The following is a 22,974-nucleotide window of genomic DNA, read 5'->3' as shown; positions in this document are numbered from 1 at the left end:
GCCGAGATCCGAAACAGAAATAATCCTTTATGCCTTTGATTCTTCTTGTGCGATAGAAGTTTCTTCCGTGTTCTCGATCATCGCATCCCAATCGGGAAATGGATCATCAAACTTTGCCCAAACATCCGGCCCTTCTTTGTATTCTTTATCACTTAAGAGACATTGATCGAGAGAGTTCCTTAATTTTTTTTCATTCATATCCCGACCGATAAGGACTATCTCTTGGCGTCTATCTCCCCAAGGTTCTAACCAGTGGGCTTTTAAGTTTTCAAATACATCGGGATCGTCAGGGATATCTTTGTCTGGGATGCTGGCCCACCAATACCCTTCGGGTTTGTAAGAGGATAAATTACCTGCTTGCGAATAAAGAAGAACCCAATCCATTTTACTTGCGAGCCAAACAAAACCTTTGGCACGAACTAGTCCTTGTTTTTCCGAATACAACCACTTGTGAAAACGTTCCGGATGGAAGGGACGTCTATTCCCATACACAAAACTTTTGATTCCATACTCTTCGGTTTCAGGAACATGTTCCCCTCGAAGTTCTTTTAGCCATAAAGGTGACTGGCTTGCCTTATCAAAATCAAATTTCCCTGTATTCAAAACTTTAGCTAAAGGAACTTTGCTATAATCGGTAGTCAAAATTTCAGCATCCGCATTTAAGGAACGTAAGATGGTGAGGAGCCTATTCTTTTTTTCCTCTGATAACAAACTGATTTTATTGACGATGATGGTATCACTAAATTCCACTTGGTCCACAAGTAAGTCCACAATGTCACGATCATCATCTTCACCGGCACCTAATTCACGTTCACTTAAGGAATCTAAACTTTGAAAATCTTTTAAAAAATTAACAGCATCTACAACAGTAATCATTGAATCAAGACTAACGATATCCGATAAACTGACTCCGTTTTCATCAGCAAAGGTAAAGGTCTCAGCAATGGGAAGGGGTTCCGAGATGCCAGTAGATTCGATTAGAATCGAATCAAACCTTCCCTCATTTGCTAGTTTTGAGATCTCTAAAAGTAAATCTTCACGAAGGGTACAGCAGATACAACCATTGGACATCTCCACTAACTTTTCATTGGTGCGACTGAGATGACCGCCAGAGGAAACAAGTTTTGCGTCAATATTCACTTCACTCATATCATTGACAATGACGGCAACGCGAAGTCCTTCCCGGTTGGATAGGATGTGGTTTAGAAGGGTGGTTTTGCCCGCTCCTAAAAATCCAGAGAGAACAGTGACTGGAATTTTTGGTTTCATTGGTTTCTCCTTAATGCAATATAGTTGCATTTGCTTGGTTATGGAAATCCTGTCAAGATGTAATTGCAATTTTGTTGCATTTGTTGGTTTGGGCTGAAACTTCGACTTTACCCTAAAAATACGGGGAAATCCTTGCATTTTATGAACTAAGTTCAAATTCTTTAGAAATGTATCTGGATTCTTATTCCCTAAAAGCCACAAAGACCATCAATTCCATCCGCATCACTCTCCTTGTGATTTTTATTTTAGGGATTCTTGGGAGTTTGGGTTCACTCCATAGGGACCAACTTCTCATGATGCTTTGTACTACTTTTTTTTATGGAATGGTAGCACTCACTCAGTTTGTTTTATTAAAAAAAAGAAAAAACCCTTATGCCTTTTGGTTTGTTTTCATCGATATCATTTTGATTGGTTCTAATACTTGGGGACAAAGTATCATTGATTTGGACATTGCATCCTCTGCTTTGAAGGATGGAGTCAATTACATCATTTCCTTTTTTATCCTTCTTTATTCCGGTTTTTTATTTTCTTCCCGCCAAACTTATGTTTTAGGTGCAATGCTTGTTGTGGTGCAAGTGGGATCTCTGATACTTGCGGGAATGTCTGGTATGGAGTTTATTGATCGCAACGATACACATAAAATGGCTTATTCCATTTCTTTACCTGTGGAAATTGTAAAAGTTTTTTTTCTGATGATGGCAACGGTTGTGATTGGTAAAATGGTTGGGTTACTTATCTCCATTCGAGATGAAGCCGTACTCGGAAAAAATACATCGGAAGAACATTCCAAAGTGATGGAAAAACAAAAAGAAGCTATGGTAGAAACCGGAGAAAGCCTGAATACTTCTGTAGCTTCACTTAAAATTTTTGCCAATGATTTGAACGGGCTTGTTCAAAACCAAGCAGCATCCATTGAAGAAATCTCAGCATCTTTAACGGAGATTTCTCAATCTACGGAAAACTCTTTTTCCTTTGTCAAAGACCAATACAATCGTATCGAAACATTAAATGAAGAAAGCCAAACCTTAGAAGGAATTGTTAAATCGGTTCGTTTAGAAATAGATTCCATCTCAGAACAAATCAATCAGTCCTCTCAGTTTAGTAACTTGGTGACTGGCTCCATGGAAAATTTAAATTCAATTTTGTCGGAAGTAAGTTCTAGTTTCCAAAAGGTAGAAGATGTAAACCAAATCATGAAAGAAATCGCTGACCAAACCAACTTACTGGCACTCAATGCTTCGATTGAAGCGGCAAGGGCAGGGGAACATGGTCGTGGGTTTGCAGTGGTTGCCCAAGAGGTTGCCAAACTTGCCGATAACTCCGCAACGAATGCGAGTATCATTTCCAAAACCATTCTCAAATCCAAGTCAGATCTCTTAAAAGGAAATCATTCCGCAAAAGAAGCCAATGACCTCGCACAGAACCAAGAAAAGGAAATGGTTAAAATTCAAAATAAGGTGACCCATTTTAATGAACAATTTATCGACTTACAAAGATTAAATGCTCGTGTCGTTGAATCACAAAAAGAATTAAAAGATCTATCTTCCCAACTAGAAACCATTGCCAAAGAACAGTCACTGGGAAACAGAGAAGTGATGCGAGCCACAGAAAGTATTGAGGATGCAGTCCAGGTAGTAGCGGAAAATACAAGAGTGCTTTCCGAACATATCGAAGACATTCAGACCTTGGCCAACCGCATCAAGTAATCCTTGTCTAACACCATTAACTTAACACCTCCCCATTTCGTTCAGACCATGGAATGGGAAAACTATTTGTAATTCTTCTCCCCACTTGGATCATTGAGTGAAAGTCCTATTTAGGAGCCGACTCTATGATTTCGAATAACTATTTTAACGATAACGATGACCTAATTGATCATTTTGATTCCCTCACACCTTGGAATGAGGTGGTAGACCAATACGAACAAGGTTTTGAAGACTTTGCAGAATACCAAAAATCGGGAAAGGAAGAACTGACTTTCGCTCCTGGAAACTATGAAGATGCCATCGAATTCTACCGCTCTACTTTAGAAGCAGGTGGAGACATTGCCGGAAATGACATTTCCCAAATCGCCAAACAAATGGATGAAGAAGGCCTCAAATACAAAGACGGCCAAGTCGGATTTCCTAAATCCATGTTGGATGTAGTGGAAAAAATCAAATCAGCGGGACTACTTCCTTACGGAATCCATAGACATTACGGTGGACTCGGGTTACCTTCTGTCGTACAATCGATGTTATCTGAATGTGTTTCTCGTGGAGACGGGTCACTCGCCATCACTCTTGGTTGTATGAACCTTGCAGAAACTGTAGAACGATTTGGAACCGAAGAAATGATTCACGAATTTGTTCCTAAGATGGCATCCGGAGAACTTTGTGGTGCGATGGCTCTGACAGAACCTAACTACGGTTCAGACCTCCCTAACTTACAAACCAAAGCTGTTAAAGGTGAGGACGGAACTTGGAAAATCACAGGAACCAAACGATTCATCACTCATGCTTGTGGATTTGGTAACGCTCCTTCCATCATCCTCACTCTTGCAAGAACGGGAACAACCACTAGTGGTGCTCGTGGACTTTCCTTCTTTTTAGTTCACTCTAAAGATGTATTTGTAGCTTCTATTGAAAAGAAAATGGGACTTCATTGTTCTCCTACTTGTGAAGTGGTTTTTGAGAACAGTCCAGGAATTCTGATTGGTGACGAAGGCAAAGGTCTTGTGAAATATTCCATGGCCATGATGAACCAAGCACGACTCAACATTGCTGCCCAAGCGATGGGGATTGCCACTGCTGCTTATTTTGAAGGTAAAAAGTATGCAGAAGAAAGAGTTCAGTTTGGTAGAACCATCAACAACATCACTGCAGTAAAAAAGATGTTGGAAAGAATGGAACGTGAAGTGGCTGCTATGCGTTGTATTTTGTACGAAGCAAGTTTCGCAGTCGACCAGTATCGTTGGAAAGAAGAACGAGGAAAGATGAAAGGCTTATCAGAGAAGGACATCAAAAAAGATGAAACCTTCAAAAAGTGGGAAAAACTTGCCTCTCTTTTCACTCCGCTTTCTAAATACTACATTACCGAAATGGCAAACCTTGTGGCTTATGACGCAATGCAAATCCATGGTGGATCGGGATACACCGAAGATTATGATGTAGCAAGACTTTACCGTGATGTGCGAATCACTAATATCTACGAAGGAACCACCCAACTCCAAACAGTAGCTTGTATTGGTGGGATTGTTTCTGGTATGACGGAAACGGGAATTTACCGTGAATACTTAAAATCAGAAATGGCAACGTTTGCATCCAGCCAAGGTCTAAACGATCTTTTCAAACAATTTGAAACGGTTGTGGCTGAGTTTTCGGAAATCGAATCCACTCCACTGCGTGAAGAGTTGGCATTTGAAGTGGTGGAATCAGCGGCTCGTTTCCACAATAGTTTGTTACTCGAAAGAAGTATTGGTCGTTCTAAGGTAGAAAGAAGAAACTATCGTAAATCGATCACTGATTCTTATATTCTTGACAGTTCGGCAATTTTAGCTTCGAACCTAACAAAGATTCGTGGAAAGAAAAAAACACCAGTCACTGCATAAATCGGCAAACCAAAATCCTCTTCTTCCCTGTTACGCATGTTTTATGGGAGAAGGGGAAGGTGTGGAGTCTTCCAACAAACCAGACATTCGTCTCTCTTCTCCCTTCCCTTGGAGGGGAGAAACTCTTCCTCCCATTTTAGATTCAGAAACTCCCGAACACTTAAAACGCATTCGTGATTTAGGAATTCCTTATATTTTCGACATCCATACCCATTTTTTTCCAGAGACCATAATGAAACTAATTTGGCGATGGTTTGACAATGTGAACTGGGCCATTGGTTACCGGTTGTCAGAAGCCGAACGGGTCGAACGCCTTCATCACAATGGAATTCAAAGGTTTACTACATTAAACTATGCTCATAAAGCGGAAATGGCTTCCTCTTTAAATGATTGGACCTATGCCAATTACAAGAATTGGAAAGGTGCCATTCCCTTTGGAACCTTTTATCCAGAAGAGGGTGTTCTTACCTATGTAAAAAAGGCAGTGGAGGAATACGGGTTTCTTGGGTTTAAACTCCACTGTGAAGTTTCCAAACTCAATTTGAATTCTCCAGAGCTCACTGATACTTTCCTTTATTTACAAGAAAAACAAATTCCTATTCTCATTCATACGGGAACAGCACCACTACCAGGAGAATTTACAGGGATCCAATTTTTTAAACCTTTTTTAGAAACCTACCCTAAATTGGAAGTGATTGTGGCTCATATGGGAGCCGATGAAATCTCCGCCTATGCTTCGTTACTTGATAGTTATCCTAACTTGGCACTAGATACAACAATGGTATTTGTGGATTTCCTTGCCACGGGGAAAGTTTTGGATGTAGATTCTGCCATTCCGTATTTGGAGAGGTACCAAAACCAAATTTACTTCGGATCTGACTTTCCGAACATTCCTTACAACTTAAATCACCCGATATCCCGGTTTTTGGATCTACCCATCAGCGATTTAGCCAAACAAAAAATCCTCTACCGGAACGCAGAAAACCGATTTTTTAAATGAAACGTGGTTGCATTTGCAACAGTGTTGCAAATGATTGTCCCACAGAGGTATTTATGAAATTTGCCAAACTTTTTCTGTTTTCTACCATCCTTCTCTCTGTTATGAATTGTGCTGAGCTCTTTCAATCGAAAGATGAGAAGGATAATAACGATGCACTATTTGCTCTCCTTTTAAATGCAGGTTGTACGATTACCAATGTATCGGCGCCAACAAGTGGTCGAAAGATTGACTTCACCGTTTGTCGTGGAGATGCCAATGCCGCCCTTGCTGCGAGTGGATTTACTTCTTCTTCTGTTTCCCTCAGTGGTGGACTTGTAGGCACTGGATCTAACTCAACTGTTTATACAACTTCTTCTAGTTTATCGAGCCTTGGTGGAGATAAAAAAGCAAGTATTGAGATTGTTTACGTGCTTTCTCAAGGTGATTCTAGTGTAGATGCCATCCTTCCTTCCACAACAAACTTAGGTGGGCCAGGCTTTCATATTTTACCCACAACTGTGAATAAAATTGCTTCTAATGGTTCAAACTCTGCGTTAAACACTCCTCGGACTTGGTCCTCTTCTGTATCCGCAGAAAAGACATTATGTTTAGAAGTCCACCAAGAGAGTGGGAATGCCCATGTATTTGGTTGGGAATCTTCTTGTTCTTCGGCAAACCGTGGGACCTACCAATTTGAGGAAGATGGAGTTTCTGCCGATTTTGGAGGCGATAGAATTGGATTGCGAATCAATAAGGCAACTATAAAATCGATCACAATCTATTCTAGTAACATTGGAACCTCAGGTTCCTTTCAATAGATTCCATAAGAAATACTACAAGTGAAACCAAATCGTTTTTCTAAAATCAAAAAGGGGGGAGTGATCCTCCCCCTTTTATTTTCTGTAATTTTGTTTGCCCAAACTTCGGAATGGGAAAAAGAATTAGAAGATAAAGAGCCAGCTAACAAAAAAAATGCGAATACTTCTTCTAAGTCAAAAGATCCCAGTGCTGATTGGGAAGCGGATTTAGAAAAAGATCTCCAAGAACAAGAAAAACGAGAAAAAGGAACCGAAGGAAGTCGTGGAATCACATCTCCCGTTCAATCCAACCAACAAATCAATCGTTCTGCACAAAACCTCATGATGGATGCTTATGCAGCCCTTGATATTGTTGGAGCTTGGGACCGAAACAAACCAAGAGGAACAGGTGAACGAATTGATAACCAACTCGACATCCGCACCGCCGAATTTGGGTTCAACGGTGCTGTTGATCAGTGGATGCGCGCTAATTTTATTGGAGCAGCACACGGTGAAAATGGTAAGTATTTTTTTGAAGTCCACGAAGCTTGGGTTCAGTTTCCTTTTTTACCATTTAATACGTCACTGAAAGCCGGCCAGATGTTTATTGATGTGGGTCGGTTAAATAAAATCCATGCCCATGATCGTGCCTTTACTATGACACCGATAGTTCATGAAAAATTTATCGGTTGGGAATCAGCCATTGATACAGGTGCTGAATTTAGTATTCTTTTCCCTTGGAAGTGGATTACACAAGAACTTGTACTCGGTGCTACCAATGGAAGGAAATGGGGGCATTCTCACGATGCCGGTGTTCAAAAAAACAATCCACTGCTTTATGCCCACTTAAAACATTTTTATTATTTTGGAAACAACTGGGGAACCCAGTTTGGGTTTTCGGGGATTCGTTTTGAACCTACTACAGAAAGGAAAAACCAAAGATTACTTTATGGGGCCGATGCAGTCCTTCGTTGGAACCGGTCTAATTTAAGTGAGATTATGTTAATGGGAGAGGCTTGGTACCAACAAGAAGTGTTTCCTTCTAGTATGGATCCGGTGACCTTTCAAAAATTCAAATCCCCAACCAAAGACCAGTGGGGTTCATATGTTTTTCTTGATTTTAAATTCCACCAATTATGGTCCGTGGGTTTTCGTTATGATTATTTTACAGATAAGTCTCTGGTTGATAAAAATGGAGATCCTGCAAAAAATGCAATAGAAGCGCAATCTTTCCAAATGACTTTCCATAGTTCTGAATTTGGAAAGGTAAGAGGATCAATCGAAAGACGGTACATCCAGGACTACTCGCGTATCTCAGATGAAGAAACCAGAGAGTATCGGTTTTATATCCAAACAGTTGCCGTTCTCGGCTCACACCCGGCTCATAGTTATTAGGACAAAAGGTAAGTTATGTTACAGACAATGTTTTCCAAACAAAGATCCACATTTTTCCTCTATAGTTTTTTTCTTTCGATCTTTTTTGCACCAACTCTTTCGGCTAAAGTTTCACTTGTCACAAGTCTTCCCGATATCAAATACATTGCCGAACAAATTGCAGGGGACCGGGCCGACGTTTCTGGAATGATTCGAGGAACTGATGACCCACACTTTGTGATGACAAGGCCCGACTTTCTCGTCAAACTGAGTGAAGCTGATGTACTTTGTGTGATTGGCCTTGATTTAGAGATTGGTTGGATTCCATACCTCCAACAACAATCTCGTAATATCAAAATTCAAAAAGGCCAACCGGGGTATTGTGATACTTCCTTTGGAGTAAAAATTCTTGGGGAACCAACGGTGATGATGGATCGTTCCATGGGAGATATGCATATCTATGGAAACCCGCATTATTGGAATGATCCGATCAATGCCATCCAAATGGCCCAAAATATTAAAAATGCTCTGACTCGTGTGGATCCTTTGAACGGGGAATACTATGAAAGTAATTTTAATACTTTCAAAAAGAAACTTGTCCAATTGACAAAAGAAGAAATGAAAAAAATGGAACCATACTTTGGGTTAAAAGTTGCCGTTTTTCACGATCAATTTGTGTATTTGGCTTCTCGATTTAAATTTAATGCCAACTTAACCATAGAAGAACGCCCCGGCGTTCCACCTTCTGTTCGTTATATGGACCAGGTCATTAGTTATATGACAGCGGAAAAGATAAAAATTATCTTGATTGGACCCTATCACAATCCAAAGTATGCAGAGTATGTATCTTCTAAGGTTCCAGGTTCTGTGGTTGTCACATTGCCGGTCTCTGTGGGAGGTTCACCTGAGGCTGTTTCTTACGAGGACACCCTTAGGTTGATGTTACAAAAAATACGAGATGCAAGCGACAGAACTAAATAATACCAATCTCCCTTCAACTTTTATCCATACAGAACATTTGAGTGTGGGTTACCGGAAGGAATTTCCTGTTGTCTCCGATATCCATTTACACATTCATCCCGGCAAAACCTATGCCCTTGTTGGTGGGAATGGTGCTGGGAAAACCACATTATTTCGAACCTTAACAGATCTTTTGCCACCACTTTCTGGTTCCATTTCTTTCTCAAAAGAGATCACAACTTCCTACGTACCTCAAGCCAAACGAATGTCTTTGGAATTTCCATTACGTGTGCAAGATGTGTTACTTATGCCAAAGAACATTGGGCTTAGTTTTTTTCCGAAAAAGAAATTTTCTCCGGAAGATATGGCGCTCATTGAAAGAACAGGTGTTAGTTCTTATTTAAAAAAACAAATTTCCCTTTGTAGTGGGGGACAATTACAAAAAGTTCTTATTTTACGATCTCTCCTCACTAAAGCCAATTTGATTTTTTTAGATGAACCTATGGACTCTTTGGATCATAATGCGAGAGAACTGTTTCAGACGGTTTTATCCGAATACTTAAAAGACGGAAACAGATCTTTATTTTTTATCACTCATAGTTTGGAACATGATTGGGGTTTTGGGTTTGATGAAATTTTTGAAATAGACGAAGGAAAACTCTACAATATTACCAGTGGAGAAAGACCTCCAAACTGCCACCATCATGACTAATATACTTTCGAATTGGACTTTGTTTTTACCCCAAATGGTAGTGGGTAGCCTAGTTGGGGCTCTCCTATCGGTTCTTGGAATTTTAATTGTATTACGAGGAATGACATTCTTTGGAGTTACACTTTCCCAAGCGGTTACTTTTTCTGTCGCCTTATCCTTGTTTATGGAATGGCCCGGTGAAATTTTCCCCGTAATGTTTTCTTGTGTATTGGTATTTCCTCTTTTGTATGTTAGAAAACTTCCTGGAATGAAAGAAGAAGTGATCCTCGGTATTCTTTTTGTATTTTTTTCTGCGGCTTCGCAGTTGATGTTGGCCCTTGGTGGGAATGTACAAAATCATTTGATGGCTGCTTTTTTTGGGGATATTTTAACTTCACAAGTACGAGCCGATTCATTTGGTCTTTATATTGCTGTTTTCTTTTTTATACTGTACTTGAGTTTTTTTAGAAGGTTTCTTTTTATTAGTTTTGATCGGGACGAATATAAAATCCAAGTCGGGAATCCTCTTCCTTTTGACCTCTTATTTTATATCATCCTTGCGGCCTCGCTTACTGTGGCGGTAAATTTACTCGGAACTTTTTATAGCATTGCTCATTTGATATTACCAGTCTTCGCTTTACTTCCTCTCATTCGTTCTTTGAAACTTCTCACCCTTGTTTGTGTTTTATTTTCTGTTTTTGCCACCCTCTCTGGATTTTTAATTTCCCTCATCGGATTCGAACGTAATGGTGATTTGATTTATTTTCCCACATCTTCTAGTATCATCCTCGTACTTTGTGTTTTGGCTTTTTTTCTCCACTTGATCCGCTTCCTAACTACTTCCGTTTTTTCCAAATCTGTCCGATAGATATTCTGTGGAACTAATTCCTTGTAATACCTGCGGACAAAACCGCTTCCGTCCTATTTTTACCAAAGAAAGCCCACTTGGGGAATCCTTTGCTATCGTATCTTGTGAGTTTTGTGGACTTGTCCAAGTGAATCCACAACCCGATTTCCTTTCGGTTAAAAAGTATTATGACGATTCTTATTTTACCCAGAGAACGGAACGTGGGTATGACAATTATTATTCCGACAAACTAAGGACAGAGATCTCCAGGGTATTTCAACTCAATCTAAATGATTTGGATTTTTTTTCTTGGGAAAGAGAACGTCTCTCTTCCTTGTCATCTGGAGAAAAACTTTCCTCTTTGGACATTGGTTGTGCGGCTGGTTACTTTGTGGCTTACCAAAAGGATCGGGGTTATGATGCGTATGGAATTGAAATTGCTGACGGCCCAGTTCGTTTTGCACGCGAAACCTTACATTTAAATATCTTCCAAGAGAACTTTCTTTCTTGGGATCCAAAGTTTCAAAACAAATTTGATGTAATCACTCTTTGGGCTACCATAGAACATTTACACCAACCCAAAGAAACTTTGGCAAAGATTCAGAACCATTTGAAACCAGGGGGAGTGCTCATCCTTTCGACTTGTCGTTATGGCCTTCTTGCTAAACTAGCAGGGCTTGCTTGGCGGTATTTGAATGTTCCAGAACATCTGTATTATTATTCCTATCGAGGGTTGAAACAACTACTTTTGGATTTGGGGTATAGAAAACCCGTTTCTTTTACTTATGGAAGTGGGATGACTGCACGTCCCGGAGCTAGTGTATTTTTCAAACTCCGGAAATGGGTGATGGACCGTGTAGTGAAATGGTTTCAGTTAGGGGACATGATGGTGTATATGGTACGAAAAGAATCACTCAATTCCAAGTGACTTAAGTATATCCTGCACACAAAAAGCAACCACTTCGTCTAGGTCCGCCGTTGCATCCACAAATATTGTGGATTCTGGTAAGATTGCCAAATAGTTTTGATAGATACGAATTTGTTCTGAATCAACATCAAACACCTCTTTGGCATCAGAACGAGTGGTTCTACGTTCATGAGCTTCTTCGGGAGACAAATCTAAAAAGTAAACACGATTGGGTTCAGGAAATCCTTTGTCTTCATTTTTGTACAAAATGTCAGCAGCATGTTCCTCATCTCTACCTTGGTATGCTGCAGTGGAAAAATAATATCTATCTTGTACAATCGATTTGCCATTCTTTAACGTTGGTAAGATGACTTCATTCACAGAACATTCGCGATCGGCAATAAAAACTTCAATTTGTTCCTCTTTTGAAAGTTTGAGTTTCCCGTTTAAGAACTCTCTGATTTTTTTTCCGTGTACACTGTCAGTGGGTTCTCTATGCCAGAGATTAGGAATGGATTTTGTGAGTAGTGTTTCGGAAACCAAACGAGAGACTGTGGTTTTCCCTGAACCATCGATCCCTTCAAAGACAAAGAACTGATTATTTTTTGGCATATCCCCTCCATTATAAGAATGGTCGTTTTTTCCTCGACTTATTTACTAAACTCGACAATTTAGTCTAAGGAGCAAAAACATGAAAAAAATTTCGTCTATGCTGATCATTGCTTTTTTGGCTGTATTTATGATTAACTGTGCCTCTGAAGAAGTTAAACAAACACCAGTTGTGGAAGAACCAAAACCTTCTAAAAAGCCAAAATTGGATGAGTCATTCAAAACAAGAGCTAGAGACATTAAGTAATTACTCTTACTACTCAAAGCGGAAGCCATCCCGGGTAACTTGGATGGTTTTTTTTTGCCATTTTGCTTATTCTATAAGCACCAATAATCTTTTTTTTCCTATCTTTTCCCCAATTGCCTCTCCCTTAAGCAAAATGCAGTAAAATTCCCTACAATGCTTACTGGTACCGATCTTGCAATATAGAGATTGTATCCATCAATGATTACAGAAAGAGAAAGTCATAAATTCCTGCGAGAATGGAAAGATTGGTTGTCTGGCGGAACCCTTGTTCCCGTTTTCCAACCCATCCTCTCGTCCGAATCCACTGGTATTTACGGTTACGAACTTTTGGGACGGCTTTCCACACCGGAAGGGCTTGTGAGTCTTGGAGATTTCTTTTTATCCCAAACCTTTGGTTATGATGAAATTTTTTATCTTAAGAAACAAGTGGATGAAGAAATTCGTTTTGCTGCTTTACAAAAGTTTGCGAAGGAAGCACCACCCGAAACCAAGTTATTTTTAAACATTTCCCCGAACGTAATGTACCATGCTCTCTTACAATTGGAAACGGTACTTCCCCAAACCATCCGAATGGTGAGAGAAGTGGGTGTGGATCCAGAACGGATTGTCATTGAAATTACCGAAGAACGTTTCCCTCACAACCTAGAACTTTTACGACCGGTTCTGAATCTCTATCGGCAGGAAGGATTTTCCATCGCAGTGGATGATGCGGGATCGGAAGCAAGTAATCTCGACCGAATCGGACTGTTCCATCCGGAAATTATCAAGGTAGACTTGCAAATGTTACGTAGATCAACCTTCTCCCGTAACTTCAAAGAAATTCTTTTGAACTTATCGAAGTTAGGTGAGTCATTAGGAAGTAGTCTTCTTTTTGAGGGTATTGAATCGGAAGACGAACTATACAATGCTCTGAACTATGGAGCCAGATACATCCAGGGTTTTTACTTTGCCAAACCAGAACCATACTTTGCCAAACGATTTGAATACCGTACCGAAATGCAATCCTCTCTAGAATACTTTCATGCTCGCAAACAAGGAGAAATGAACCGTCAGATTGAATGGGAAACCGTTTGGAAGGACAAACTTTCGGAAATTGTGATGGGGTTTACTGAAGAAAATGGAATTTGGGAATGGAAAGGCGATTTTGAAACCAATGTCTTTGGAGACGGGAATTTCTTTCGAATGTACATCACAAACCCTCTCGGTTTTCAGGTTTCTCCCAATTATTCACGAGATCGGTTTGGTAAAATGGAGCCAGATTATTCTTTTTTGGGTAAAAACTGGTCCTTTCGGCCTTATTTTTTTGAACACCTACACAAATCCAAAACGAGTCGGGATGCATGGACCCTCTCCCAAATGTACCACGACATATCGGAACGAATGATGTTACGGACATTTGCGAGGAACCTTTCCGAAAATTTGATTTTATTTATCGATGTGGTGGTCTCTCGTTCCTGAAAGGTTTTGCGAAAATCCCTCTCTGGGTGGATACTGGCAAGAGATATGGCAAAAATACAATTTTTGCAATTACCGGTTCCGCCACCATCTTACTATGCAGCTACTGGAAATGTTCCTTTAGCAGCTGCTAGTTTGGCGAGTTGTCTTGAATCCAAAGAAGATCCGATCCTTGGAGTGAGTCCTTATGTCGTTCCTCCAGAAGATACTGATTCTTTGGGTGACCGGGAACTTGTTGAGCGGATTGCGAAGGAAGGGCCTGATTTTTTAGGACTCTCTCTTTATTTATGGAATACCGAACGTAGTCTTTATATCGCAAGAGAAGTTAAAAAACGAAACCCAGAAACAACGATCCTGATCGGTGGGCCCGAGGTGAATGAAGACAACCCATATGTATTAGGGGAAGAGGGTTACGACATTGCCGTATCGGGTGAGGCAGAACATAGTTTTCGTAAACTAATGCGAGCCTTAGTTTCTAAATCTTCTTTAGATGGTTTAGAAAATGTGGCTTATCGAAAAGAAAACGGATCTCTCACTTCATTTGGAAAACAAATCGCAGCCGACTTTCCTCTAACCGACTTTCCTTCTCCTTATACAACAGGACATTTAAAAGTAGATTCGAGACGTTCCACTTATTTAGAAACGGTGCGAGGTTGTAAGTCACAGTGTACTTATTGTTTTTATCCTAAATCTTCACAGAACCTTCGCACCCTGGACATTCCAGAAACCATTCGATTGATTTCGAACTTAAAAGAGAAGGGAGCTAGAGAACTTGTTTTCTTAGATCCTACTTTCAATCATCGGCCGGGTTTTGAAAACTTTTTAGATGCCATCGCAGAGGTGAACTCAGATGGAAGGATGTCTATGTTTGCCGAATTACGTTCGGAAGGTGTTACTCCAAAACTGGCAACTAAACTTCGTAAGGCGGGATTCACTCGTGTAGAACTAGGACTCCAATCGGTAAACGAAGAAACCTTAAAACGTGTCAAACGTTACGGTAGCCCACATAAAGTGGCAGAGGTAGCCAAGATGCTTGCTGGAGAAGGGATGGAATTACTTCTCGATTTGATCATTGGACTTCCAGGAGATCGGCCCGATGATGTCGAGAGGGGAATTCATTTCTTTTTGGAACATGGACTTGGAGAATGGGTACAGGCCTTTCCTTTGTCAGTGCTACCAGGAACGGCTATGCGTCGGGATGCCGAAAAGGAAGGTCTTTCCTTTATGCCAACGCCACCTTACCGCATCATCCAAACTCCAACTTTTAGCCCTCGTGATTTAACAGAGTCCTTATATTTTGCAGAGGATCTACTCGAAAGACGTTTGGATGAATTTCCAAGACCATTTTTATGTGCGGCCTTACCCAACAAAAATGATCGTATCGATTTTGTTTTAACGGATTCTAAAAATCCTTTGGCATCCGAAAAACAAACCACTTCGGAAACGGGATTGTTGTCCTGGTCGGGAAGCCGCCATCATAGTGTTTGGTTCCATACAGAGGACCTTTCTAAAGATCTTTCTCGTATTCTGTTTTTGATTGATGCAAGAATCACTGCCGAGCCGTTTTGTACGGTGGATTTTGTTTTACCTTTGGTTCGTGTTCCGAAACCCGATGAAATTTCAAAACTTGTCTCTATTTTGGAAACCAAAAGAAATTCCTATCTCTCTCGTACACTTGCACACCGGGGCGAAAATCTCCAACACCGTTTGGTTTTTGTATTCGATGGAAAAAATAGCGAGTTAAAGAACTGGCGAAATTCTGAATTGGATTCTACTTCCTTTTTAATTTATGAAACCATCGACACGAATCAAATTCGGAATTTGGATCCAACAAAAGAAGCTTTTTATTTGATTACAGGAGAAGAAATAGATACATCTGATTTTGTTTTTCTAAAAGAAGAAATGGATCCTGAGGCCATAACTTTTTCTTCTCGGAAATTGGAAGAAAAATGGTCAATGGAAGTCCTAGGTTACGGAGAACTTTAGATTAGGGTTTCTGAACTTGTTTGCGAAAAAATTCTACGTTTTCTAAGAATCGTTTTTTCTCACCCGACCGAGAAGAGTGACCTGCGATCGCCAGTCCTACTGTTAGGTGACCTTCTTCATTTTTAGTAATGGTTTTGATCGTTCCAAAAGCCGTTAAAGGAGATTGCATTTTAAAAAATATATCAAACTGGAATCCTGATAGTTTCGGAAGGCTTTGGATTAAATCAGGATGGTCAACAATCACTTTTAGTCCTCCCTCGGAGATATCAATCACAGGAAACTTTCCATCCGATTTAATCATATTGGAATGACGAATTCGATCTACCATTTCGAAACATACAGTTTTCATTTCCATAGCTTTGAGTAAATCAAAGGTTTCCGATTTACTTTGCATCTGAATGTAACCAATGGGGATGGACTCTTCTTCATCGGTTAGATAGAGAATAGGTAAAATGAGTTCCGACTTAATTTTTTGGTTTCGTTTGTTATTGATTTCTTTGTCAATATCTTCTTCGATTTCTTCTGAAAATACCAAGAAGTCTTCGTTAGGTGAAGATTCGTAACATTTTCGATCTGTGGCATCTTCAAGAAGTAGGCCTTTTTTTGTTTTTTTGATTTGGCGGATAATTTCGTTGTCATCACTCGAGTTGAAGGTTGAAATTTTTATAAAATCTATCGAGTTCTTTAGTTTGGTTTCATAATCTTGGAAGTTTACTTTTACTGCTGTGGGGACATGGAACATATCCGTTTCTATTTTTGCTTTACTTGAGACTACATTGGTGATCCAAGCGGAACCCGGGGGAACGGGAATCCTTGAGCTTTCTCTGTCTTTTTTCGCAATGGCAATTTTGTCTAAATGTAAAACATATTGGGAGTCCGCCTTTTCTTGTTCGACGGTGCACTCTAGGTGGAGGTATCTCCCCAAGATTTTGTAAAGAGTAATTTTTTGTCCCACAGAGAGGGTGAGTGTTGGACGTACGCTGATAAGGACTTTGTTCCCGTCCGCAGAAACTTTTTTAAGAAAACAACTCTCCCCGGAATGGATATTGTCTTTTAGACTCAATTCTTGGTTTAATAAAAATTTCGTCAAAACGTGGAGTTTTTTCTCTTGGTCGGAAAATACATCCAAAGATCGCTTACTTCTTTCTAGTGTTTCCATAAAAGGTCGTGTTACTTACTATTATCGGACAAATTTCTCCTGAAATTCTCTTGCAAGGAGAGTTTTCTTACCTAAAGTAGAAAAAGGAAGGATAATTATGTCAAATCACCCCCTACCAGGATCGGAGCTTCTCGACGGAGTCAGTGGACAAGAGCTCTTCTCGGTCAACATGGGACTCACGTATCGGGATTTTTTAGTTCTACCCGGTTTTATAGACTTTAACCCAAGCGATGTAGAACTCGAAACCAAACTTTCCAAAAATATTTCACTCAAAAGACCTCTTATGAGTTCACCTATGGACACAGTCACTGAGTCTGAAATGGCGATCGCACAAGCTCTCATGGGCGGAATCGGAATTATACATTATAATAATAGTATCGATGAACAAGTAGACCTAGTTCGCAAAGTCAAACGATACGAAAATGGATTCATTAAAGATCCAATTTTGCTTTCTCCAGAACATACACTTGCTGATTTGGATGCTGTTAAAGAAAAGTATGGGTTTAGTGGGATTCCTATCACTGAAGATGGAACCGCAAGCACAAAGTTAGTTGGAATTGTTACCAACCGAGATGTGGATTTTGAAAGGGATCGTGACATCAAACTCGGCAAGGTGATGACAACTGAGCTCATCACTGCAAGTGTCGGCATCAGTTTACAAGAAGCCAATAATATCCTACGCACTAGTAAAAAAGGGAAACTCCCGATTGTAGATAAACAAGGGAAACTTGTGGCATTGATTTGTCGCAGTGATCTGAAAAAAAATAAAGAATTCCCTCAATCCTCAAAAGATGATCAAAAGAGACTTCGTGTGGGAGCGGCGCTGTCCACCTTACCTGAGTCACGCGAAAGAATGGCTGCCCTTGCCGGAGTGGGTGTGGATGCCATCATCATCGATTCCGCTCAAGGAAATTCTAGTTACCAAATGGAAATGATCCAATGGATCAAATCCAATTTTCCAAATATCGATGTGATTGGTGGAAACGTGGTTACTAAAGCACAAGCGGCCAACCTCATCGCTGCTGGTGCTGACGGACTTCGTATTGGTATGGGCCCTGGTTCGATTTGTATCACACAAGATACAATGGCAGTGGGTCGTGCACAGGCCACTGCGGTATTCAAAACGGCAGAATATGCACAGGCACATGGAGTTCCAGTAATTGCTGACGGTGGTATTTCCAATATAGGAGACATTGCCAATGCTCTTGCGATTGGTGCTTCTATGTGTATGATGGGTTCTATGTTTGCAGGAACAAAAGAAGCACCTGGTGAGTATTTTTACGAGAATGGAATTCGTCTAAAGAAATATCGGGGTATGGCAAGCTTAGAAGCAATGAGTAAGGGTGGAGACAAACGGTACTTCTCCGAGTCACAAAAGATCAAAGTGGCACAAGGTGTTTCTGGATACGTTGTGGATAAAGGATCCGTACTCAACCTCATTCCTTATCTTGTTCAAGGACTCAGACAAAGTTTCCAAGACATGGGATTTCGAAATATTACTGATTTACACAAAGCGTTAAGGGAAGGAAAACTTCGTTTCGAACGAAGAACAGAATCAGCCCAGGCACAAGGTAGTGTTCACGGCTTGTATTCTTACACAAAACCATCCATGAGAGCGGAATAACAACCTTAAATGCGAAAACTTTGGATCTTCATATTCTTTTTTAGTTTTGTTTCGATAGAGGCACAGGCACCGCCTGATGCCAGTTTATCGGCACAAGAACTTTTGGCAAGGCTGGATCGAGAAATGGATTTCGGAAAAGGCCTTGTGAAAGGAACTTACGTTCTCATCCGTAGGAACGGAACGTCGGAAACTTGGAAAATCAATCGGTTTTTTAATGGAGAAGATGCTCTGCTCCTATTCGATAGAAAGGGTCGAGGCCTTGAATCCAAACTACTCACTAAGGATGAAGGGGAAAATGTTTTTTTCTTCAATGTTCTCAGTGCCAAACTCTTTCGAAAAACAGACGATGAAAAGTATGAAGCTCTGATGGGAACTGGATTTTTTTATGTGGACCTTTCTGGATATTCTTATCAGGCCAATTACAATCCACTTGTGAATGCTGATTTGGAGATCGGAGGAGAAGTGTATTACCGCATTTCACTCAAACCCATCCTTCCTTACTTTTACAAAAAGTTAGTCCTTCTTGTTGGTAAAAAAGATTTGAAACCCTATCGTGTTGACTTCCATGATCGGGACGGAATTCTATTTAAAACTTTGAACTTAAAATACGGACCTGTGAAAGTAAAAGAAACTTCTGGAAAAGTGGAAGAAATCCAAAAAGCCTCACGACTCGAGATGTTAGATTTGAATACAGGTAGCATCACAGTTTGGGAAATCCAGGAAGTGGATAAATCAGTCAATCCTGATGCTTCATTATTTGCTGTTGATAACTTAAGTCGTTAAACCTTTGTTAGAACCTGGTCTTATCCTTTTTCGTACTGGGTTTTCCAAAAAACCAACAATAACCCTCACCCCAGAAGAAATGGCCCACTTGCGGGCCTTACGGCTAAGTAAGGAAGAAAACCTAATTCAAATTCGGGATGGAGTTGGTGGTCTTTATAACTACCAGTTTTCACCCCATTCTAAAGAGTTAAAATTCTTAGAAGAAACGAAAGTGCTGAGAAAATCAGCGCGGAAAACAGTAGCCATTGCCCTACCAAAGGGGAACCGTTTTGATTTTTTCTTACAGAAGGTAACAGAGATAGGTCTTGATGCAGTTGTTTTTCTTGTTTTTCGTCATTCCATTCGTAAAGAATTCAATTTGGAGCGGGCCGAAAAAATAGTGAAAGAAGCAGCGGCTCAGTCCAAACAAACAGAACTCCTTACACTTTCCATTGAACCTGCGAGTGAATGGATGCAATCACATAAAGATAGTTTGGTGGTGCTTCATCCGCAAGGATTAGAAACTTTTCGTGCGAGCCATCTATCGGGGAAAATTCCTGTGGTTGGACCTGAAGGTGGGTTTCACGCAGAGGAGGAAGAGTGGATGGAAAAAAATAAAATCCAGAGACTGGTTCTTCCGGGTGGGGTGCTCCGTACGGAAACAGCAGGCATTGTAGCTGCTAGTTTCCTTACATACGGAACTTAAATTTTTAAAGTAAGAGACTTACCCTTTTGTGACTAATTGGTAAGTAGAAGTATCGTGGTGGATAAGTTACAATTTGTGGAGCAAGCGCTAAAACAAGCAGAAGCTGCAGGGTAATTATCTCCAGTTACGTTGGGATATTTGGCAGCGCATCCGGCATTACAGGCTTCGAGGCTTCCTCCCGTACAAGTCAATAGGAAAGTCATTAGGTTTCTTTCCACAGTTTTGTCTTCTCTCTTTGTGCAAGATGTAGAGAAGATCATGACAAAACACAATACTACCAAAACGAACAAACGATTCATATTCCTAAACTCCGTTCTCCCTGCATTTCGTCAATCGGTTCGTAAAAATCTTGACCCTTGTGACTTTTCCTATGCATTGGATGAGATTCTATTATGTCAGACGGTTCCAAAAAGGTTTTAGAAAAAAAAGCGCACGGAGAGTTTGAATTCACCGCTTACGGGGAATTTTTATCCTATTTCCACGCCCATATCGATATTTTCAAAAAACTACTGAAAGCCCGTAAAATGGAACCGGGCAAAGTGGAAGAGGTCGCAAAACAGATCAAATCCTATATGACTGGGAATATCAAAAAGACCGACCAGTTCTTTGAACATCTCCCTCAATTTGCGACAATGTTAGGTGTTCCTCAGAATGAAGTTTCAGCCTATCTCAATACTAACTTTATCGAAGTTTTAAACAAAGTACAAGAAAAACTAAAGGCCCAGGAGTTAGATAAACTCGAAAATGCACCGGCTCCCAGTTTTTCATCCGTGGCCGAGGAAATCATTGAACGATTGCAAGTTTCCCATCCAAAAGACTTTGTGTTTGCACAAAAAGGAATTTTGATCGTCCTAGAAAATCCTCTTACTGGTGAAATCATCGAACCGAAAGGCCTAATGGCAGAATCGGCGAAAGCAGCTCTTGCAATGCCAGCGAGTGCAGATTCAGAAAAAGAACCAGTATCTCTTACTGATGCATTGGCCGTGGCGAATGCTCCTCCTGCACCTGTTGTCAAAAAACAATCCCTCATTGTAGAAAGAGACAAATCCATTCTATTGGAAATTGTAGAAACCTTTGCTGAAAATCTTACTGGTGAACTTTTAGAAGTTAGAATCGGACCAGACCCCAAAGACAACCCCATCCCGGAACCATCCGCAAAAAATGCTACATCCACTTCTTCGGAAGAATATGAAATTGAAGATTTAGAATTTGATGATTCTGATTCTTCTGCAAATGGTTCAACTGCATCAAATTCAAATACAGATGATGATGACTTTTCTCAAGATATAGATGTTGATTTTGAAGAACCGGAACCTGTTGTAGCAATCGATCCCAATCTAGAACGGTTAGAATCTTTTAGCGTAAAAGAATTTATGGATCTTGTGGGGACCATCACAGGATACCAAACCAAGGCCGACCAAGTGGGATACCAAAATTGGTTACGTGGTCTTTCCGAATTTGAAAAGGCAGTTGTGTCTTTACGCACCCAAGTTCTGAAAGAACAAAAAAATGAACCAGTGGATTGGAATTCTTTATTCCAAATGATGAGTTCCAAATCAGATTTGAGTCGCGATGTTTTAGTAGGTATTGTTAAAAAAATAAAGAATTTTCAAATTGTTAAACTGACGTTAGATCGTATGATTCAGGAATTTAAGAAAGGGAATCCTGAGTTTATGCAAATGGTAAAAATGGCTTGGCCATACATCCAAAAAGCATTTTTCGAAGTTCCTAATTACACACAAGTGCAAACTCTTCTCAAAGGCATTCTGTCTCGGGTGACTGATGAAAATCATAAAAAAGATTTTTCTAAGATTTTCACTATGGCGCTAAATTTTATACAATCCAAATACCAGGCCTAATTAATGTTAGGGGGGAAATACTCTCTTCCATTTTTAAAGTTTTTCCTTAAATTGGGATTCATTTTTGTCTTTTGTATTATCCCCTTTATTGTTTTAAACCCAGAACCAAATTCCGGAATCATTGTTGATCCTTTATTACAAAGACCTTGGATTCCCGATGCAGAAGAAGAGGAGAATCGTAGTTTTCATCGTTTCCTTTCCGAATTCAAAAACAAACAATCCACAGTCAAAAAAAAAGACTCCCTTGGTCGAAACTATTTAGTATCCCCATCAGGACAGATGAGGTTTCTCATTGATGATGAATACTATAAAGAATTTCCGGTAGTAGATGAGGCCGATATTGCTTCCAAAGAACTCGAAGCTTTGTATGAGGTTCGTAAAGAAAAAGAAGCTGTATTTCTTGGAAAAGGGATCCACCTCTGTTACCGATTGAAACTAGAAACCGAACCTGGATTTTTCCCAGGTTGGCTTGTTCGTTCCAATGAAATTACGAACAGGGCAGCCAATGAATGGTCAGACCAAACCATTCCCTTGGATTTAGTGAGTGAACCATATGGCTGTTATGTGGGTGATTCCAAACCTAAAGAGTTTTTGGTTTTAGAATCAGAATCTTTTCGATATCGAATTCGATTTTCCTCGAAACTCCGTTATGAAGGTTTGTATGGAAACCGACTTGGGATTTATGGTGAAAACAAAGATTCTATTTATCGAATCGTACGTTTTGTTCAATTCCTTTCCAATTATTTACCGGAAGGTCAAACCGAATGGGATGAAGCATTGAAACTACAAACATCAGGTAAAAAAAAGAAAAACTTGCCGAAAATCATCCTATCCATTGGATCTAGTTTTGATAAAACAAGGCCTCTTCGAAATACCAAAAATTATTTTCGATTTTGGGATTCTATGCGTTCCCTCACACCGGCTCTCATTCGAAAGTTGGGATTCAAACGAACTGAATCTAAATCAGAATATTTGAGTGAATGGACTGAGGTGGATGAAATTGGAAATTCAGTTGCAATGGAAATGAAAGAGTATTATCTTTATAACGCACCTCGTGGTTACTTTCTTTCCTTATCTTATCCCAAACGAGAAAAGGAAATAGCAGAGCTCTATTGGCAAACCATTCGAAGTTCATTTGAAGTTAAGGAGTAATG

The 22,974-nt window shown here is 40.0% G+C and carries 21 protein-coding genes; 17 read left to right on the top strand and 4 right to left on the bottom strand.

Annotation, left to right across the window (positions count from 1 at the left end; translation table 11 throughout):
• Positions 1-27: 27 nt before the first annotated feature.
• Positions 28-1,269 (bottom strand): zinc metallochaperone GTPase ZigA, encoded by a 1,242-nt coding sequence (gene zigA / locus EHQ49_RS16550; protein WP_135580721.1) that lies wholly within the window; start codon positions 1,267-1,269, stop codon positions 28-30.
• 167 nt (positions 1,270-1,436) lie between these two features.
• Here zigA and EHQ49_RS16545 point away from each other — a divergent pair, with 167 nt between their 5' ends.
• The 9 genes from EHQ49_RS16545 (at position 1,437) to EHQ49_RS16505 (ending at position 11,434) form a co-directional block, all read left to right on the top strand.
• Entirely contained in the window at positions 1,437-2,975 is a 1,539-nt protein-coding gene (locus EHQ49_RS16545; RefSeq protein WP_135580720.1) for a methyl-accepting chemotaxis protein, read from the top strand.
• 125 nt (positions 2,976-3,100) lie between these two features.
• Positions 3,101-4,858 (top strand): acyl-CoA dehydrogenase family protein, encoded by a 1,758-nt coding sequence (locus EHQ49_RS16540; protein ID WP_135580719.1) that lies wholly within the window; start codon positions 3,101-3,103, stop codon positions 4,856-4,858.
• A 43-nt stretch (positions 4,859-4,901) separates the two neighbouring features.
• The gene (locus EHQ49_RS16535) at positions 4,902-5,858 is read left to right on the top strand and encodes an amidohydrolase family protein (RefSeq protein ID WP_135580779.1); all 957 of its coding nucleotides are present in this window, start codon (positions 4,902-4,904) and stop codon (positions 5,856-5,858) included.
• Positions 5,859-5,911: 53 nt separating this feature from the next.
• A complete protein-coding gene (locus EHQ49_RS16530; RefSeq protein ID WP_135580718.1) occupies positions 5,912-6,655 on the top strand; it encodes a hypothetical protein in 744 nt (247 codons plus the stop codon).
• Positions 6,656-6,676: 21 nt separating this feature from the next.
• Positions 6,677-8,029 (top strand): TonB-dependent receptor, encoded by a 1,353-nt coding sequence (locus EHQ49_RS16525; RefSeq protein ID WP_135580717.1) that lies wholly within the window; start codon positions 6,677-6,679, stop codon positions 8,027-8,029.
• 15 nt (positions 8,030-8,044) lie between these two features.
• Positions 8,045-8,989, top strand: coding sequence for a metal ABC transporter substrate-binding protein (locus tag EHQ49_RS16520; RefSeq protein ID WP_135580716.1), 945 nt, complete (start codon positions 8,045-8,047; stop codon positions 8,987-8,989).
• Positions 8,967-9,680 (top strand): metal ABC transporter ATP-binding protein, encoded by a 714-nt coding sequence (locus EHQ49_RS16515; RefSeq protein ID WP_135580715.1) that lies wholly within the window; start codon positions 8,967-8,969, stop codon positions 9,678-9,680. The genes EHQ49_RS16520 and EHQ49_RS16515 overlap by 23 nt, the downstream gene beginning before the upstream one ends.
• Complete coding sequence (locus EHQ49_RS16510; protein WP_135580778.1) at positions 9,673-10,527, top strand: metal ABC transporter permease; 855 nt, start codon at positions 9,673-9,675, stop codon at positions 10,525-10,527. The genes EHQ49_RS16515 and EHQ49_RS16510 overlap by 8 nt, the downstream gene beginning before the upstream one ends.
• Before the next feature lie 7 nt (positions 10,528-10,534).
• On the top strand, positions 10,535-11,434 hold the full coding sequence (locus EHQ49_RS16505) for a class I SAM-dependent methyltransferase (RefSeq protein WP_135580714.1): 900 nt from the start codon (positions 10,535-10,537) through the stop codon (positions 11,432-11,434).
• Here the strand turns inward: EHQ49_RS16505 and tmk are convergent.
• Entirely contained in the window at positions 11,417-12,025 is a 609-nt protein-coding gene (tmk, locus tag EHQ49_RS16500) for a dTMP kinase (protein WP_135580713.1), read from the bottom strand. The two genes, EHQ49_RS16505 and tmk, sit on opposite strands and share 18 nt — an antisense overlap.
• A gap of 79 nt (positions 12,026-12,104) precedes the next feature.
• Here tmk and EHQ49_RS18750 point away from each other — a divergent pair, with 79 nt between their 5' ends.
• From EHQ49_RS18750 to EHQ49_RS16490, 3 genes are all read left to right on the top strand, one after another.
• Complete coding sequence (locus tag EHQ49_RS18750; protein WP_002981258.1) at positions 12,105-12,269, top strand: hypothetical protein; 165 nt, start codon at positions 12,105-12,107, stop codon at positions 12,267-12,269.
• 198 nt (positions 12,270-12,467) lie between these two features.
• A complete protein-coding gene (locus EHQ49_RS16495) occupies positions 12,468-13,727 on the top strand; it encodes an EAL domain-containing protein (protein WP_135580712.1) in 1,260 nt (419 codons plus the stop codon).
• Between the two features lie 45 nt (positions 13,728-13,772).
• Positions 13,773-15,710: a B12-binding domain-containing radical SAM protein gene (locus EHQ49_RS16490; protein ID WP_135580711.1), complete on the top strand. Its 1,938-nt coding sequence runs from the start codon at positions 13,773-13,775 to the stop codon at positions 15,708-15,710.
• Between the two features lies 1 nt (position 15,711).
• On the opposite strand, the gene EHQ49_RS16485 is transcribed toward EHQ49_RS16490, so the two are convergent.
• Entirely contained in the window at positions 15,712-16,869 is a 1,158-nt protein-coding gene (locus EHQ49_RS16485; RefSeq protein ID WP_135580710.1) for a DUF1577 domain-containing protein, read from the bottom strand.
• A 97-nt stretch (positions 16,870-16,966) separates the two neighbouring features.
• Between EHQ49_RS16485 and guaB the strand changes: the two genes are divergently transcribed.
• Genes guaB through EHQ49_RS16470 form a run of 3 tightly spaced genes read left to right on the top strand, consistent with a single transcriptional unit; the run spans position 16,967 to position 19,961 of the window.
• Positions 16,967-18,493, top strand: coding sequence for an IMP dehydrogenase (guaB, locus tag EHQ49_RS16480; RefSeq protein WP_135580709.1), 1,527 nt, complete (start codon positions 16,967-16,969; stop codon positions 18,491-18,493).
• Positions 18,494-18,502: 9 nt separating this feature from the next.
• A complete protein-coding gene (locus EHQ49_RS16475; RefSeq protein ID WP_135580708.1) occupies positions 18,503-19,276 on the top strand; it encodes an outer membrane lipoprotein-sorting protein in 774 nt (257 codons plus the stop codon).
• A gap of 4 nt (positions 19,277-19,280) precedes the next feature.
• A complete protein-coding gene (locus EHQ49_RS16470; protein WP_135580707.1) occupies positions 19,281-19,961 on the top strand; it encodes a 16S rRNA (uracil(1498)-N(3))-methyltransferase in 681 nt (226 codons plus the stop codon).
• A 32-nt stretch (positions 19,962-19,993) separates the two neighbouring features.
• Here the strand turns inward: EHQ49_RS16470 and EHQ49_RS16465 are convergent, their stop codons facing one another.
• Entirely contained in the window at positions 19,994-20,260 is a 267-nt protein-coding gene (locus EHQ49_RS16465; protein WP_135580706.1) for a hypothetical protein, read from the bottom strand.
• Positions 20,261-20,353: 93 nt separating this feature from the next.
• Here EHQ49_RS16465 and EHQ49_RS16460 point away from each other — a divergent pair, with 93 nt between their 5' ends.
• Both EHQ49_RS16460 and EHQ49_RS16455 read left to right on the top strand, forming a co-directional pair.
• Positions 20,354-21,820: a hypothetical protein gene (locus EHQ49_RS16460; RefSeq protein ID WP_135580705.1), complete on the top strand. Its 1,467-nt coding sequence runs from the start codon at positions 20,354-20,356 to the stop codon at positions 21,818-21,820.
• A 3-nt stretch (positions 21,821-21,823) separates the two neighbouring features.
• A complete protein-coding gene (locus EHQ49_RS16455) occupies positions 21,824-22,972 on the top strand; it encodes an LIC10775 family protein (RefSeq protein WP_135580704.1) in 1,149 nt (382 codons plus the stop codon).
• The last annotated feature ends 2 nt before the right edge of the window (positions 22,973-22,974 follow it).

The sequence above is a fragment of the Leptospira perdikensis genome (genome assembly GCF_004769575.1).
In the GTDB taxonomy this organism is placed as follows: Bacteria; Spirochaetota; Leptospiria; order Leptospirales; family Leptospiraceae; genus Leptospira_A; species Leptospira_A perdikensis.
This window is presented reverse-complemented; position numbering and strand designations above follow the sequence as displayed.